The following is a 16,305-nucleotide window of genomic DNA, read 5'->3' on the forward strand; positions in this document are numbered from 1 at the left end:
CCGGTTGCGCCGCATCAGCCCGAGCCAGCCCACGGCTGGCGTGCCGCAGACAGGATTCACGACAAACAAGGCCGCCGTTGGGTCAGGACGCCGTTCAAGGAGTCATGGCGAGGACATCGGCACTGCCTTGACGATTGTGGTGCGGCCTCAGTTAGCGTCGATGTCGGATGTTATGTCTCGAGCTCATAGCTGCGACAAAAACCCTGCATAATGGAAGGCATTGCGAGACGGCTGCGCGCGAAGGCTGACTCTCAGGCCAACACTCACATTTGACGATAACCGTCTAACTGCAGCATCGCTGCATGGTTGGAAAATCACAACCAGCAGGGTCTGACTGTGGCGTAGCAAGACATATCTAGCTGTTAGGACGCTGGGTCTCAGCTTTGATGTGCCACGAGAATGGTGAAGCCGGGAACCACTATTGAGATGACTTCCCCAAAGCAGAGGGAATGATTTGGAGACAATAAAACCGTGCCATTTTTTTGATATATTGATAATCAGTAAAAGTTGGATGCCTCTCTTAGCACTTCCAAGCGGCAGACACCTGCGGACTGAAAGCTACTGCTTAACCTATGTATCGCGAATTGCAGGTCTTGCCGATACAGCACATCTCGTGGTCAGTCCAATAGGGAAATCTCTCCTTCTTGAAACCACTCGGTAGCTTTAATTGCTTCGGCTGCTGCCGCGCGATTACCCGCCCACAACACTAGTGCTAGACTTTCCTCAGCTCTGCTGCAAGTTACATACAACAATCGCAAGGTACGGTCGACGGTGGTTTCTTTACCCGCCGCGACGTTCTCGCTGTCCCCCTTAGAGAGCGGCTCAGCCCCGAACACTTTGTCATATGAGAACAAGAACCCCCTTGCTTCATAGTCATCCATAACCACCATCACGTGTTGGAACTCCGAGCCCTTGACAACTTGGTGGGTGGCAAGTTTGGCCTCTCCGTGCAAGTAATCTCGGTAGCGTGCAATCTGCGGCCAAGGCGTCTTAAAGAGATGACTCCAGCCCCGTTTCAGCCGGTCATTCCTTTCTTCCTTGCTCACCACTTTTGGAGGATCGGGAGGAGGTGAGTCATCAGCAAAGGCCGCAACAAGGCGGTCGTCTGCATCAAAAATCTGCGCATTCAACAGAGGGCTCAAAACATCTCGAACAGTGGCGTCAGGATTTCGGCTCGCGGCACCAAAGGCCGTCACGGCATCGTGTATTTTTGCGAGTCGCGTCCGCCGCTCTTCGACATCTTCGGGGAGATTTGCAAGCGCTTTCGCCGCTCGCAGCACGTCCATCACCGCGAACTCGTCCAAATCACCCCCAGGTTCGAAGCAAGCTGCGAGGTCAAGGATTGAGCCAAGCAAAGGTCGCACCATAGCCGGTCCAGTCCGCTCACCGTTACTCTTTGGAGCAGCCGCGTCTTCATCCAATAGATCCATGGCGAAATACGCGTCGAAGAAACTTCCTCGTTTCGCCGCCAGCTTGTGTTCAAGTGCCAACGTCTTGAACCTACGCGTCTCATCCGTCCAAGCGTCAACCCCGGTCGCCTTTGCCATAGCCGCAGCGCATTGACGCTCACGCTCAACCTTTTCTTCCGTTGCCAACGCAGCATCGCCGATGAAGATGCGAACAGTGCCTGCTGATTTCTCTTCTCGCGGGTGCTGAGCAAAACCCGACTTGGGCTGTGTGCGGCCAGTGATGTCGGCGCACCAAATCGCGTTGATAAGGTCCACAATCCGCTTTTGACTTCGGTGATTCATTCTCAGCGCAGGAAACGCCCAGTGAGCCGGCACATGTGCTGGCAAATCACGATGACCGTCCGGATAAATGCGCTGACGATGGTCCCCAAGAAGTCCCAGGGTAAACTTTCCTGACCGCGTGGCTTCCAAGTTCAAGAGTGCATCTAGGACGCTCTTCATAGTATCCTGCGACTCGTCTATTAGCACCAAGGGGTACCGCTCTTCCAGAATGCGCTGTAGCGTCGGCCTGCAGTTGACAAGCCAAGCAGCAACCGCGAGAACCGTTGCATGTGCTAGGGCGCCGTTGCCATATGTGTTGCGATCAGGGTGGTAGAGAAATTTCTCAACGACGCGTATCTTGTCAACTTCAGCCGCAATTTCCGCGTACTTCTTGCGATCTGTATCGGTTTCTCCATTCTTCTTCTCCGCAGCTGCCTTTTTAGCGGCCTCCAGTTCCTCATCTTTAAGTGCAAGCAGTGCCTCTCGAATATCTACATCAAACCCCTGGATGAGTTCCCAGCAGAACGCGTGAATTGTTGATACGACTGCCAGGTCATTCTTCCCCAATCGCCCCGCAACAACATCGGTTGCATTTTTTGTGTAAGTAATGACTCGCACAGCTTGGCCTTGACTGCGAAGGCGCTTAGCGTATTCCCCGCCAGCTTCATGTTTAACAACTCCGGTAATTCTTCGGAGCACCTCAACGAGCGTCCGCGTTTTTCCTGAACCTGCTCCCGCAAAGAGGAAGAAACTCAAGGGGACCGGGGCAGTGACGTATCCGCAGATTTCCTCTACAACGTGAGCATCACGGTCATTGCCTGTTTGCTGGACTGGTACGTTCATGGGGTTTCACCTGCGGTGACCTTCAGCTCGGTACTTAGCCAGGCAAGTGTGTCCTTGATATACCCAGGGCAGTCTAGCTCAGCGCCAGCGTTGAGCTTTTCAAAAATCGTGGCGGCGAAGTCCCCCTTGCTGAAACTGCCGTGCATCAGTTTGTGAAGTTCCGCCACAAGCTTCACATGGTCGGGATAATTCAGCACGAGATCAATCACCTTGCCCAGGGCACCACGGTGCTTTCGTTTCTTGCCATTTTCGTCAACCTCTTCATCAAGTTTCTTGAACCAAGCGATATTCGACAATACGAGCGCATCTTCAAATGAGCTTGGCCATTGATCGCTGGCCGCAGCGACTGGCAGTTGCCAAGCAAACCGAACTTTCACGCCTGTCGGTGATATCCATTCAAGCTCTGCTGCCGTAGGCGTTCCATATCCTTCAAATTTAGCAAGCTTGGGATGCCATGAAGTCAATGTGTCATTGCCACACTCCAAGTCAGCCTGGCCAGCGATATGCACAGCAGACCGCACTGTTTTCCCGCTTGCGGATTTGACTGGAATAACCGGGTCCAAGTCGGTAATGACTGCGGTCGGGATACCAAGGCGCTCAATGAGAGGCCTGAGCCGGTGTGCATGACTCCCTCCAATGTCTACGAAGGACACATACTTCTTGGAGAGCTTCGGAAAATCTCGTTCAATAAAGAGCGGTATGAGCATTCGCTCAGCAGTGCCCTCGACGAAAACCGCAGCATCTGCGAACAGCAAATCTGTGTGCTGCACTTGGAAGTAGCGCTCGGCAAAAATACGAGTCTCTACATCGTCACCGAAAGCATCACCCAGGTTCACAATTTCCGTGCTTGGCTTTGCCCCTTCCGATGTACCCGACAACCTCTTCACATACCGAAGGCGGGTGAAACTGTCACCGTGCGCCAGGTGGCTGGAATGTGTGCTGATTAGCAACTGGCTACGCAGATTGGAATGGATTGCTTCCTTAGGCTGAATGAGCCCAAGCGCATTAGATGAGAAGTTTCTTTGAACCTGAACATGGAGATGGGCTTCTGGTTCCTCGACTAACACAAGGTGCACGGCGGCTGGTGCTCCCTGCGGCGGATTCAGACGCGCAGCTCTGAATGAAACGAGCATAAAACTCAAGGACTGAAGGTTTTGATAACCGAGACCAATGGAATGCTCTGGCAAGGACTCATCGACAGCCGTCTTGTCAATGCGATACTGGACTGCGGTGCTATGCGCCAGAAGGTCCGCTGTCTGAATTCGAGTTCGAAAGTGGAACTGCTGAGGGTCGTGCAGACCAGGGTAACCCAGGACCTCAACGTCCTCCATGGCTGGCTTGAGTGCCTTGTAGATCAACTCGTCAAGATCGGCCTGTGCTTTCGCGATAGCGGTTACGAGAGCTTCACCTTGCGCCGGAGCGCTGGTAGATACATTCAGATGCTGCCGCGCGAACTTGAGCAGTTGACTGGAGAACATGCCTGGCCGCGAACTTGGTGACTCTGTTCGAGTTTCATCTTCCTCAGATCCGAGCCCGCGTTGCGCTGAAACGAAGTCGACGCGAACTAGCTTCCGCAGGTGACTCAGGTCCACTGGAGCAGAGCTCGGTGGCAAGCTCTGCGGGAGCGCGGCAACCGCAGGTGCCAGTGGCCCCTTCTGTGGATCAAGGCGGTACGAAACGATGCGACGTAGATCTGATGGGTTTCTCAGCCAATAATCAATGATGTCGACCGGCCACGCATGTCCCTCTTGTGGAAGCCCCTTCACTGGGAATCGAGCCTCACGATAGCCCCACGCCAATTTTCTTAAGTCATCGGTGTTGGAAACAGGTTCAAGGCGGACTCGTACGCCAACAAGACCGCCCTCCCACTTCAACGAGGTGATGTAGGGCGCTACGTAGCTGTAGGCTCCCTCTTTCGCGTTGAACCACAGATCGGCGAACGGCATGCAATCCAGCAGGGTCCGTAGCTGACACTCCCACTCTTCGGCATCCTTCGTGTCGGTAGCCGGATCTTCAGCAAGCCCCTCCCAAGCCTTGCTTAGCTCACGAAGCTTGGCCCATTGGGAAAGGCTTAGGTCATACGGACGGAAACCTGGAGAGTCCCCCAAAAAATTCCGTAGTACGGTCAGCAGCGACGTCTTGCCGCTGTTGTTCGCACCGACCAGAATCGTAGTTCCCTCATCAAGATCAAGCCGCGTGCGTGCAAGGCGCCGGAAATTGCAAACTTCGACACATGCTAGGCGGATAGGAGAGGACAGATTAGGTGCTGGCAGCGACGGCCCGGGCACTGCCGTTGAAGCGCCAACAGGCGCTGCTTTGATTGCGTGAGAGATAATTTTTCCCCTTTAGAGCAGTCCCTTTAAAGCTACCGTGATGCACGGTTGTTCGTCGAGTGGGCTGCGCATGATCATGGTAGCAGCTATATTACATTTTGTAATTAAAAAGCGCTTGTACGCTGATGATGCGCAGCTTAAATGTGACCAGTCCACCTAGCGGAATAGCCCACTGTATAGTTTCTCTGGCCACAATCGCATTTTAGTTTGGCAAAGCTTGCCAAGCCACGCACGCTGAAGGCTACGCAACGTGCTGGCTAAGTCAGTTAGAGCGACCTTCGACTGGAAATCCGCAATAAACCAGTTTGCTATTGTTCGTCGATTGGCTTACTGCGGCGCGTGGATAAAAACCTTTCAAACGCCTCGTCCACAAAAATACGGACAGGCTCCTGTTGTTTATTTCCCTCCTTTTTCAACAAGAATATACGGGAGGCCTCAAGGCCTCCCTAATATCAATCAGATCAGCCCTCTCTCCGCCATTGAAATAACCTCCTTTCCTGCCACAATGAAGTGATCCAGCACCCACACATCAATCAGACCAAGTGCCTGCTGTAAATGCTTAGTCAAAGCCACGTCAGAACTGCTCACCTCGACGCTCCCTGACGGATGGTTATGCACCAGCATTACCGACTTGGCATTGTGCTGCAAGGCCAGCTTGACCACTTCCCTCGGATATACCGAAGCCTGATCAATCGTGCCGCGAAACGGCTCCAGATAGGCGATCAGGTGATTCTGACTATCGAGCAGAATCAGCCCGAACACCTCATGCTCCAGCGCCGCATTGAAGCGCAGCCGCAGGAACTCCCTGACCAAGCCAGGGTTGGACAGATCCTGGCTGCGTAGATCGTCGATATCAATCAGTTCACGCGCCACCGCCAGTATCTCTTTACGATGCGCAGGGCGTACCGCGCCATCGGCCTCACGCACCAACAAAGCGCCAGCGTGATAGGAATCCAGAAAAAGGGAATATTGCTGCATGACGAGTCTCCGGTTCGGAATCAGGCGGAATTGCCTGGAACCGAAGGGGCACGCCGCAGCGCCAGCCGTCACAGGGTCAACGACGGCCCACGGCCGCAAGCGCCACGGCGCGCCGCCCTTGACGGCCAGACCGGCGTGACACAATGAGGAGAAAGCAAAGCCGCCCCACCCTCACTCTGGGTTTGAGGCAAGTGCCGAACGGCACGCGGCAGGCGTCAGGGATGCGCAAGGCTGGCAACGCCAGTCTCGCCAGGGATGAGCGAACAGCGAACCTGCAGCAGCCCGGTGCGCTCAGCGCAGACGTACAGGTTCATGGAGAAAATCAGCCATACGCCTTCCTCCTAAAATGGAGAGAAGATCCGTTTTCAAGATAGCAAGCCCATGGCAAGAAACATCGAAATCAAGGCGCACATCGACAGCATCGACGCGGTAATGCCCAAAGCCCTGGCCATCGCTACAGAAGAACCGACTGAGCTTCACCAGGACGACACCTTCTTCCAATGCGAGAATGGTCGTTTGAAGCTGAGGACATTCAATGAGCGCCAGGGCGAGCTGATCTTCTATCAACGCGCCGACCAGGCTGGCCCAAAGACATCGTTCTACTTGATCAGCCGCACTACTGAGCCCGATACCCTGCGCGAGGTGCTGGCCGCCGCCCACGGCGTGCTGGGTCGCGTCATCAAACACCGCACCCTGGTCATGACGGGGAGAACACGCATCCACCTGGACCGCGTGCAAGGCCTGGGCGAGTTCCTGGAACTTGAAGTCGTACTGCAGGACGACGAGCCCCAGTCCTCGGGCATTGCTGAAGCCCACCAGATCATGGAGAAACTGGGCGTATCGCCCGGGCAACTGATCGAGGATGCCTACCTGGACATGCTCCAACGTCAGAAATGAAACAATGCCCCAGCAGGCTTATCCACCGATACGGTGGGCAAGCCTGTGAATAAGTGATGAAGGGTTTGTTGCAACCCTTGATGCTGTTGACTTTGCATCGGGCTGTTCAAGGATTGACCAGCCCCGGCATCGGAGCGCAAAGCGCCCGCCGGGGCTGGAAACTACAACCTGGTGGCCACCAACCACCACTGTCTGTTGCGCAGACGTTTTCCGGTGACCGGATGAACGTCTGTCCACTCGGTCTCTACCGTCCAGCCCAATGGCGGACGGTAGAGACCGATATCATTCACGCCAAACCAGCGATGTGCCTGAACATCGCTGTCGCCGCTGGCGCTCGCTTGCGGCCGTCCAGGCCGATTCCTGTTCATGGAAAGTCTTAGGCAGCCCTGACCCCGGAACACCGGGGCCAGGGTGCCAGCCGATTAGGCCGCGATGACCGCATCCGCGTCGGCCATATCCTCCTGCTCCGACTCACCGACACCCGTCTCTGCCTGCAGGTAGCCGGGCATCCAGCCAGTTCCTGCCACCAGCCGTTCGGCTTCGCTGACCAGTGCGGCTTTTTTCAGCTTGGACAGGCGACTGACTTCGCTGGGCGCGTACTCACCCACCGCCTCAAGAATGGCTGCTTTAGGCAAATGCTGGAAATAGCTCTCGGCAGTGGGTTGCCACCACACCGCCATATCTAGCGCCACCGCCTGCGCAATGTCTTGCCCTGGCTGCGGCTGGTCGGCACGCATTACGGTCAGGTTCACAGTCAGCGCTGTGCAAAGCGCCAGCAAGTTCAGCAGTTCAGGCTGCGGCAAGTCGATCAGGTAGGCCAGCAAGGCATCACGGTCAGACGGCAAGCGCTCACGCCATGCCTGCACCTGTTCATGCAAGTCGGTGGCTGCCGAAGAGTCCGGCCAGTCCGAGGCGCTTCGCTCGAAATCACCTTTCCGGGTTGCACTCACTTCCAGCACAGATGCCGACCAATACCCGTTGTCCTGAATGGTGGTCTGCACCAGATTGTGCGCCAGCACGGCCAACGCTACCTGTGGCCTGCGAGACAATTCAACCTGCACGGCAGCGGTACGGTGAGCACTGAGACGCCGGGCCAGCCGATCTGAAATGCCGGCCTTGGCAGGCGCGTCATCGCCGCCGCTGTTCGCGTCTTCCCCCTCGATGTCACTCTGCGTAAACCCTTGGCGCAGGCGATCCAAGGTATGCAGCGCCTTGGCCTCGGCCTCGCGCATCAGGCCGCGATGGATGACGGGCTGACCTTCCCGGTCGATGCTGACCACGGCACCGGCCACGCTCAAGGTCTCCGGTGGGTAGGCGAACAGGCCTTCCTCAATCTCGGCAAGCTGCGTCATCAGAGCGTCACGGCGACTTTCCAGCGCCTGCACCTTGTCCGCGTCCTCGGCCTCATAGGCATCATCCAGCTCGGCATTGGTTCGCTCGACGCGGCCTTGCAGCACGGCCATGCACCGGGCTTCGCGGGGGGTCGGTTCCCGATCTTCCTGCGGCGCGGCATAGAACGCTTGGCGGTCTGCATAGCTGAACTGCGACACGGCCTGCACCCATGCCCACCCCTCGGCGCGGACAGATTCAGCCAGCGTATCCAGCTTTTCTTGCACCAGCCGTTCCAACAGATTGAAGTCATCCAGATAGATGCCGCTATCATCCTCGGCAAAGAGATCACGTCGAATGCTGCCGCCTGCAACTTCGTAGGCGTCCAGCCCCACGAAACGGACCAGTGGATGGTTGGCGTCCACATCACGCTCGGTCAAGCGTCCGCGCAAGGCATGCGGGCCGCGCTGCCATTCCGGGGCATCGTAGAAGGCAGCTTCCTGCGCTGCATGGTCATCGGTGATGGACAAGGCCATCAGTTGTTCCAGATTGACCTGATCGGCGCGGTAGTCCGCCATCAGACGCGGCGAGACGTTCGCCAGCCGCAGACGACGCTGCACCACCAAAGGCGTGACCCCGAAATCGGCCGCGATGTCCTCAATGGCGCGGCCTTCCTTGAGCAGTGCGGCAAAGGCTTCAAACTGGTCTGCCGGGTGCATGGCTTCGCGCTGCACGTTCTCGGTCAAGCTGACCGTGCGGGCATCTTGGGTTTGCACCAGCAGGCACGGCACCGACCAGTGTGCATCCAGGCGCTTGGTCTTGACCAGCCATTTGAGCGCGGCAAGGCGTCGCCCACCGGCCACGACCTCGTAATGCGCGCCGTTGGCGGCTGCCGTGACGGTGAGGTTTTGCAGCAGGCCGACCCTCTCAATGCTGGCGGCCAGCGCCTCAATGGACTGACCCGCCGCGCCGGTCTTGCGCACGTTGCGGCGAGACGCGCGCAACTGCGATACCGGTACGTGAATGCGTTGCGGGGCTGGCGTTTCCTGCCCGACGCGCTCGGTCTGGGAGGCAGCGACGGCATGTGCGGTCACATTCGAGATGGCTTGGGTTTCGATGGTGTTGATGGCGTTCATGACAATTCTCCTGACAAAATTTGGTTGGCTGTTCACTGCACACCGGGTTCCTAGATTCGGAGCCCAAAGCCTTTCGGCAGTTGGTGCAGTCGGCACGAAGACCCCGGTTGGCCTGGTTTGCCACCGTTTTCCTGAGTTCATCGCCCGCGGCGTCAGGAGCCCACAGCCGTCGGGCAGTCAAGGAAACAAGCGTCAGGGTGGGTGCGGCCCGCAGGCGCACGCCGAGGACACGGCCTGGCGCGCCTTGACGGCACGCGGCCACGGGCTACCGTCGCGGAGATTGGCGATGAGGGAAGGAAAGCGGATGAAGCCGGCAACGGCCTGATTGGGTGCCGACAGCACGCAAGCAAAGCGCGCAGGCCCGAAGCTAGGGAGTCGGGCCGTAGGCGTCAGGGATGAGCGGACCGCGAACCTGGAGCAGGGAGGTGCGTAAAGCGCGGACGTATGATCGCAGTTCAGCCACGTGCCAGGCGAGCCTCAGGAAGAATCAGGACGGAACCGAGAAATCGGCCCGCCCTTGAAAAGGTAACCACCGCCTATGCCCCGCCCGATCAAACGAGGCAACACATAAATACTGTACAAAAACACAGCTTCCTGGGGTATACTATCCCAATGAACTTACTCCAGAGCCAAGCGTTCTGGTCAAGGCAGCTACGCTACAGAAGAGGTAATTTCTCTGCCACCAAAGTGCGCACATATGCGCACTTATCTTGCTTTATGCGGCTTTTGGTGGCTTAATGAAGGTTACCTTGCCCCAGGAGCGTCTGTGACTGTGCCGAAAAAAATATCAGTGCTTGTTCCCGATCCCGAAGCCCGCCGTTTCGAAGCGTTTTGCAATGACCGGGGACACAAAAAATCAACGTTGATTGTTCGACTGATCAAGGAACACATGGACAGAGAACAATATCCCTTCCAAGAATCGTTGCTACCGCCGGTCTCTAGGAAGATCAGAACTCAGCAAGTGCAAAAAAAGACTGCTATAACGGAAACGCAGAAGTGACAACACCATACAAGCCAAGTCTTTCTTGTATCGACCTCTTTGCTGGATGCGGAGGCCTAAGTCTCGGACTTAAGGAGGCAGGCTGGAGCGGAGTTTTCGCAATAGAGCGTGATCCGATGGCGTTTGAGACCTTGTCTCAAAACCTCTTAGCGTCCGACGCCCCGTACGCAAGTTTTGAGAACTGGCCTGCTTGGCTGCCAAAGACCAACCATGACATCGTCACTCTCCTAAAAGACGAGTCAATGAGAAATCGCCTACGATCTTTACGCGGCACTGTCACGATGATGGCTGGAGGGCCACCATGTCAAGGGTTCAGCGTAGGCGGTCGTCGTGATGGAACAGACGAAAGAAATAGCCTCGTCTACCAAATGCTAGACATGGTCGAGCTTGTACGACCACGAGTAGTTCTAATCGAAAACGTCGAAGGGATTGCACGTCGATTTGTTGCTCGCCCAGGCGAGGCGAGCACGTCCGTTGCAGATGCTGTTATAGAACGGCTCTCTGCGCTCGGTTATACGAGCGTCTTTGATGTGCTTGATGCAAGCCGCTTCGGAGTGCCTCAATCCCGGCGTCGCGTGGTTATCGTGGGCATTCAGGACTGCACGTTACCGTCTACGGAGCTTAAAGCAACTCTCGATGACATGCTGAATAAATCAGCTATCGTGGTACGTCAACGTTGGGGCCTGCATCAAACCAAGAACGTTACTGCCAAGGAAGCAATAGGTGATCTTACCGGAGGTATCAGGGTCGAATGTCCTGACTCACCAGAGTTTGAATCTGCCGTCTACACAAAGGCGATCTCTGCTTACGCACGTGCAATGAGGAAAGGTGAAAAGACAGGGCGCATTCCTAACTCACACCGCTTCTCAAAACACGGTGAGCGAATCCAAACACTGTACAAGCTCGCTCACCAGACTCAGCCACCTGGAAGACTGTCAAAAGTGTTCTTGCTTGAAAACGGCACAAAAAAGGACAAAAAGGTTCTCATTGATCCTTCGGCAGTCGTATCAACGATAACGACCCATCCGGATGAGTTTATTCACTACGCCGAGCCACGGAATATTACTGTCCGCGAAATGGCAAGATTTCAATCCTTTCCTGACAATTTTCACTTTCACGGTCGATATACAATTAACGGACCACGCCGAAAACATGATGTGGCCAGGTGCTCGCAAGTGGGCAATGCAGTACCTCCACTGTTAGCTGAAGGTGTTGGTCTGGCCTTGCGCAATCTCGTCAACTTGCTCGATAAACAGTCTACCGATGTTTTTCCTGCTCCAACGCCAACGCAGAACAAAAAAAATTCAACCTTGAGCAAAAAAATATCCGGCACTGTTGCTGCGTGATCAACAGGCAGAGTTTATTCTAGGGGCTTACCGCCCCTTTCTTCATTCAGGATAGATATGGCACTTCTTGACCTACTCCGATCAAACAGTAAGCTGACCTGTGACGCCGAGAGAGAGAATGCCCTTACTGAGCTAGGCATGCTGCTTCCTGAGGCCGAGTGGGGCGTAGACGCAGATTTCAACTATTACACGCCAGCTAACATCAGCAATCTCTGGACCAATGAGCTTCGACGTAGCATAAAACACAAGCTGGAAACAGCCGGTCTGGGAGAAACAGACTACGGTACCTGGCTTGGAGATGTTCATTTCTTGAACCTTGGGATTTATCGAAAAGACCTCTTTGAACGATATAGAAGTAACGCAGGGTGGCGTATTGCTCTCATGGCTTTACCACGGGCGGGCGCCATCCTGATCGGCTTGGCATCTCATTATCAAAATGCTCAGAACCACAACAAACTCGGCGGAGTATCAAATCTTCTCTTTGATATAGCCTCTGAAGCGTTGATGAGTGATGGAAAGGGCCCCATGTATGGCAGAAAAATATCAAGCATAGATTGGGATCAAAACGGCTTATTCCCTACGCCGCTATCTGAGGTCGCTGGACTTTCCATTGCCCCTGATGTTGTTTTTCTGAAAGATATTCGAACCACAACACTCAAGAAAATCTTAGCATCCTTCATTACGATCAAGGTTCTACCCAATTCAGTAACAGAAGTCGACCTACATCGCGAACTAAGCGAGCTGGCGACCACTGCAAAATACCTCTCTGCGAAGGTCTACCCCTTTGGAGGTCTTGAGGAGTTTGAAGCTCTACGCGCGCTCGCGCTCCAAGATCTAGCAGCAGCTGGCACTCGGTTGCTGTTGAGAAAGAAAAGTTCAACCAGATCCATTGTGCGCGTTTATTACGGCCCTCCAGGAACTGGAAAAACCTTATCCGCTGTCCGCGAAGCGGTGAAGATTGTCGAACCAGGATTTGACGACAAAGGAAACCCAACGACATCCTTTGAGAAATTCAACGACTACCGAGACCAGTGCGCTTTTATAACATTTCATCCATCACTTCAGTACGAGGATCTCGTTGAATCGATTCGACCTGTGATCTCAGAGGATGATCTTGCGACTGACGATGAAGGTGGTGACGCTGGGCCTGCGAAAATTTCTCCACAGGGCCAGCTACGTTACAAGGTGCATGAAGGATTACTGCTTCGAATGATTCGGCGAGCTCTTCAGGCCCCCGGAAAGGAGTTTGTCATTGTCGTCGATGAAATTAATCGAGGAGATGTGAGCCGAATCCTAGGTCCGTTGATATCAACCTTGGACTCCGATAAGAGAGTCGGGGCTGAATTTCCGATTGGCATAGAATTGCAATACCCTCGTGCAGAAGAGCTTGAATCTCGTCTTTTCATGCCATCAAACTTGCATTTAATTGGGACAATGAATTCGTCTGATCGGAATATCGCGCTTATTGATCATGCCCTTCGCCGTCGGTTCGATTTCATTCAAATACCACCGGAGCCTTCTTTGCTGCGAAGCACGACAGATGCACAGTCGGTCGACTGCGGGCATCTTCTGCGAACGATAAACGCAAGGATCGAGCATCTCTTGGATACAGATCATTGCATCGGCCATGGCTACTTTGTCGGCTGCGACACCAATGCGAAAGTAATCGATCGACTTGCAACTAAGGTTATTCCGCTACTTCGTGAGTATTTCTACGGCAATGAAGGTTTGATTTTAATGGTTCTTGGAGACTCGACCTCAGAGACGTCGAATTTCTTCAAACTTAACCCTCCCGAGAAACAGTTCAAAAAGCTATTTGGTATAAATCAGGATATTGCTTCCGCCTATGGCTACCGTCCCCACACCACCCCAAGAAGTCTTGAGTTAGACCCTCGGTTTTGGAATCCATCGCGGATGATTCCTGGACCAGATGATGAAGCTCACGCGATCAACTGCCTCCTAAAGCTTTGCCGGTCAGAGTCACCAGTTTTAACTAACCTCGGCGACGGTGAGGGAGAACACGATGAAACGCCTACTGCAGTGTGAAGAATGGTCTAAGCTGCGTGTAGGGCCAGGACTTGAGTTGGAGTCTCTAGAAGAATTAACTTCGATTATTACTGCGTGGAAACATAATATCGGGGAAGAACCCACTGCGTATTTTGATGTTTTTCCTGAAGCGCTAGTTCCTAAATTCTGGACGGGCACGTTGGAAACCCCACTTGTAACCCTTGAGGTTACTCCAATTGGAGCGACACTACTTGAGCCAGAAGCTCGATCTCGCATAGATAGCAACCTGTCGGCAATGTTAGCAAGTGCCATGTCAGCCCAGTCGGTGACAGCCGGTCTTGCATTCTTAAGCGCAGACGGAGGGAGATATGACGCCCTCCTTGAGGTATTCTGCGACGAATTGCAGCTCGCCCGACGTAGCCAAGTAATTCGAAGATATGTGTCATCCACAGAAAGCTTAGCCTCACCCAGAGGCCGGATAATGTTTCCGGACCAATGCTATGAAAGCATTAGAAGACCAGGCCGCTTTGCGTCATCCTGGGTGTCTCTAACCGAAGATGTTCCCGAGAATAGGATATTCAAGGAAGTCTTAATTCGCTACCGTCCGAGATGCTCTGCGCGAATCCGTGGACGTATTGACTTATGCATATCTGAACTAGATTCAGTTGATGTATCCAGAGATCACCGTCTCGAATGGGCGAAAGTGCGCACAGACCGACTCCCGGCGATCTATCACTCGTTACTTCGGCAGAGCAAGGCCCTCTTGAACGAAGAGGGTGTTGGGGTGTTTGCAGGAGAGAAGCTTGCCACAGCAGAAATTATTTTCACATCCCGCCTCTTTGAGCGATTCATAGCCAAGGAGTTTTCTTGGCTCTCACCGATTGCTGGACTCGTCTCTGAGTCTCAGGCTCGCGGTACGTTTGCATGCTCACGGAGTGACAATAAAGGGGTTTTTGAGCTGATACCTGATGTTAGGCTGATCAACGGCCAAGGAAAGACCGTACTAATAGTGGACACAAAATGGAAAACCCTTGACATGCGCAAGCGTCATCTTGGAATTTCTCGTGAGGACATCTATCAGGTCTTGACCTATGGGTCTTGTTTCAACTGCCCAGACATTGTCCTCCTATATCCCGATGTGACAAACGAAACAGGTAAAGTTGGCTATTATGAAAAGCTCGAGTCTATATTGGGTAATAAAAAGTATTCGATCCATATCGTAAAAGTTCCGCTACTGGCATCCACCCTCATCGCAACAAGAGAGCTGCTCAAGAAACTGCTGACTGTGAACGACCTACCGGTTGTCAAATCCAGAATAGAGGCTATTGCCTAACAAGACCACCAAAATACGTCGTTTATGCGCAACGTTTGTCCTGAGCGTCCCCAAAGGGGTACCCCTAAAAATAAGAAATCTCCGAAACCCTTATGAACATTGGCTTTACAGCCAACGTGTGATTCCGGCCCCGGGCACCATCAGTTCTGAATCAAACCCTCAAGCGGTAATTCCCAGAATTTCTGAAGCCATGCGCTCGGCGCGAGAGCTTCTCCAGAAGCAGTTCTATAACCATCAGGCACTCCGAGCTTCCGGCCTAATACCTTCGCTAGGGAATATCAATCTTCAGGCTTGCCCCCCCAACATCCAATCCGCCGCATAAACAGCATGCAATTGCGTCGTATCGAATAAAGGAATGTTGACGTGCTTGGGCTCTATCAATAGCGATATTTCAGTGCAGCCCAGAATGACAGCCTGCGCGCCCTGCTCGACCAGCCGCGCAATCACCTCGATATACACATCGCGCGATTCTGCCTTAATCCGGCCAAGGCATAGCTCTTCATAGATGATGCGATGCACGGTATCCCGATCATCAACGTCAGGAGTCAACACTTTCAGGCCGTGCCGTTCAGCCAGGCGGGCACGATAAAAGTCTTGTTCCATCGTGAACCGGGTACCCAACAAGCCAATCGTTGAGATCCCGGAACGCTTGATCGCGTCAGCAGTCGGGTCCGCGATGTGCAGCAACGGTATGTCAACCGCATTTTCAATGGCCGCAGCCACCTTGTGCATGGTATTGGTGCACAGCACCAAACCATCGGCACCTGCTGCCTCAAGCCGCCGCGCAACATCAGCCAACAGTGCTCCGGCTTCGTCCCACCGACCTTCACGCTGTAGCGCTTCGATCTCCTGAAAATCTACGCTGTAGAGCAAGATTTTTGCTGAATGCAGGCCGCCAAGGCGCTGCTTTATTGTTTCGTTGATCTGGCGATAGTAAGGAATGGTCGACTCCCAACTCATTCCACCAATTAAGCCAATTGTTTTCACACTGCCTCCTTCTTCCCACGACTTCCGTGGCATTCATTGTATGGCTCGCACTAGACAAACCCACCCAATATGGGCAGCAAAATACCCAATATGGGTACATTGACCACCACCTCAGCACCACGCTCGGCCGACCTGGTAAGCCCTTACGGGCTGATACCCAGGCGGTGTTTGTCAACAATGATGTCCGTTTTCTTCATGCCGCGTGATTCAATTCTTGAGGCGCTGCGGCATGTTCCTTCGGCGGGTTTAACCACACCTGGCGAACCGGGTTCCAGTCACGCGTGTGGCGGCCTTTCCAACGCTGCGGCGTAACGCGTTTCGCTGCTTCGTAGACGCTACGGCGGCGCTCAAGAATTGCGTGCTCCTGCCCATAATGCCGTTGCGCA

11 protein-coding genes and 1 pseudogene are annotated in these 16,305 nt (G+C 54.1%); 5 read left to right on the plus strand and 7 right to left on the minus strand.

Features of this window, described 5'->3' with window-relative positions; genetic code table 11:
* Positions 1-617: 617 nt before the first annotated feature.
* The 3 genes from VRY85_RS06000 to VRY85_RS06010 all read right to left on the minus strand — a co-directional run bounded on the left by VRY85_RS06000 (position 618) and on the right by VRY85_RS06010 (position 5,884).
* On the minus strand, positions 618-2,573 hold the full coding sequence (locus tag VRY85_RS06000; protein WP_414597701.1) for a UvrD-helicase domain-containing protein: 1,956 nt from the start codon (positions 2,571-2,573) through the stop codon (positions 618-620).
* A complete protein-coding gene (locus tag VRY85_RS06005; protein WP_414597702.1) occupies positions 2,570-4,861 on the minus strand; it encodes an AAA family ATPase in 2,292 nt (763 codons plus the stop codon). The genes VRY85_RS06000 and VRY85_RS06005 overlap by 4 nt, the downstream gene beginning before the upstream one ends.
* Before the next feature lie 501 nt (positions 4,862-5,362).
* A complete protein-coding gene (locus VRY85_RS06010) occupies positions 5,363-5,884 on the minus strand; it encodes a JAB domain-containing protein (RefSeq protein ID WP_414597703.1) in 522 nt (173 codons plus the stop codon).
* A gap of 381 nt (positions 5,885-6,265) precedes the next feature.
* On the opposite strand from VRY85_RS06010, the gene VRY85_RS06015 reads away from it, so the two are divergent.
* On the plus strand, positions 6,266-6,781 hold the full coding sequence (locus tag VRY85_RS06015) for a class IV adenylate cyclase (RefSeq protein WP_414597704.1): 516 nt from the start codon (positions 6,266-6,268) through the stop codon (positions 6,779-6,781).
* A gap of 161 nt (positions 6,782-6,942) precedes the next feature.
* Here the strand turns inward: VRY85_RS06015 and VRY85_RS06020 are convergent, their stop codons facing one another.
* Together VRY85_RS06020 and VRY85_RS06025 are read right to left on the minus strand one after the other, a co-directional pair.
* Positions 6,943-7,149 (minus strand): hypothetical protein, encoded by a 207-nt coding sequence (locus VRY85_RS06020; RefSeq protein WP_414597705.1) that lies wholly within the window; start codon positions 7,147-7,149, stop codon positions 6,943-6,945.
* A gap of 54 nt (positions 7,150-7,203) precedes the next feature.
* Complete coding sequence (locus VRY85_RS06025) at positions 7,204-9,246, minus strand: ParB/RepB/Spo0J family partition protein (RefSeq protein ID WP_414597706.1); 2,043 nt, start codon at positions 9,244-9,246, stop codon at positions 7,204-7,206.
* Between the two features lie 697 nt (positions 9,247-9,943).
* Between VRY85_RS06025 and VRY85_RS06030 the strand changes: the two genes are divergently transcribed.
* From VRY85_RS06030 to VRY85_RS06045, 4 genes are read left to right on the plus strand one after another with little or no spacing between them, the layout of a single operon-like run.
* Positions 9,944-10,246, plus strand: coding sequence for a hypothetical protein (locus tag VRY85_RS06030; protein ID WP_414597707.1), 303 nt, complete (start codon positions 9,944-9,946; stop codon positions 10,244-10,246).
* Positions 10,243-11,592 (plus strand): DNA cytosine methyltransferase, encoded by a 1,350-nt coding sequence (locus tag VRY85_RS06035; protein WP_414597708.1) that lies wholly within the window; start codon positions 10,243-10,245, stop codon positions 11,590-11,592. The genes VRY85_RS06030 and VRY85_RS06035 overlap by 4 nt, the downstream gene beginning before the upstream one ends.
* Before the next feature lie 57 nt (positions 11,593-11,649).
* Entirely contained in the window at positions 11,650-13,638 is a 1,989-nt protein-coding gene (locus VRY85_RS06040) for an McrB family protein (protein WP_414597709.1), read from the plus strand.
* Positions 13,616-14,932 carry an McrC family protein gene (locus VRY85_RS06045; RefSeq protein WP_414597710.1) on the plus strand — a complete coding sequence of 439 codons (1,317 nt, stop codon included), beginning with the start codon at positions 13,616-13,618 and terminating at the stop codon, positions 14,930-14,932. Before VRY85_RS06040 ends, VRY85_RS06045 begins: the two co-directional genes overlap by 23 nt.
* A 285-nt stretch (positions 14,933-15,217) precedes the next feature.
* Here VRY85_RS06045 and VRY85_RS06050 read toward each other — a convergent pair whose 3' ends face one another.
* Complete coding sequence (locus VRY85_RS06050) at positions 15,218-15,919, minus strand: aspartate/glutamate racemase family protein (protein ID WP_414597711.1); 702 nt, start codon at positions 15,917-15,919, stop codon at positions 15,218-15,220.
* Between the two features lie 193 nt (positions 15,920-16,112).
* Positions 16,113-16,305 (minus strand): annotated as a pseudogene (locus tag VRY85_RS06055) (IS3 family transposase); the annotation flags it as partial.

The sequence above is a fragment of the Achromobacter sp. F4_2707 genome, from assembly GCF_047501535.1.
GTDB lineage: Bacteria > Pseudomonadota > Gammaproteobacteria > Burkholderiales > Burkholderiaceae_B > Yanghanlia.

What these genes read in the sequence shown, in the direction of transcription:
- VRY85_RS06000 (WP_414597701.1), bottom strand. Translation starts at nt 2,573, where the DNA reads ATGAACGTACCAGTCCAGCAAACAGGCAATGACCGTGATGCTCACGTT.
- VRY85_RS06010 (WP_414597703.1), bottom strand. Translation starts at nt 5,884, where the DNA reads ATGCAGCAATATTCCCTTTTTCTGGATTCCTATCACGCTGGCGCTTTG.
- VRY85_RS06015 (WP_414597704.1), top strand. Translation starts at nt 6,266, where the DNA reads ATGGCAAGAAACATCGAAATCAAGGCGCACATCGACAGCATCGACGCG.
- VRY85_RS06020 (WP_414597705.1), bottom strand. Translation starts at nt 7,149, where the DNA reads ATGAACAGGAATCGGCCTGGACGGCCGCAAGCGAGCGCCAGCGGCGAC.
- VRY85_RS06025 (WP_414597706.1), bottom strand. Translation starts at nt 9,246, where the DNA reads ATGAACGCCATCAACACCATCGAAACCCAAGCCATCTCGAATGTGACC.
- VRY85_RS06030 (WP_414597707.1), top strand. Translation starts at nt 9,944, where the DNA reads ATGCGCACTTATCTTGCTTTATGCGGCTTTTGGTGGCTTAATGAAGGT.
- VRY85_RS06040 (WP_414597709.1), top strand. Translation starts at nt 11,650, where the DNA reads ATGGCACTTCTTGACCTACTCCGATCAAACAGTAAGCTGACCTGTGAC.
- VRY85_RS06045 (WP_414597710.1), top strand. Translation starts at nt 13,616, where the DNA reads ATGAAACGCCTACTGCAGTGTGAAGAATGGTCTAAGCTGCGTGTAGGG.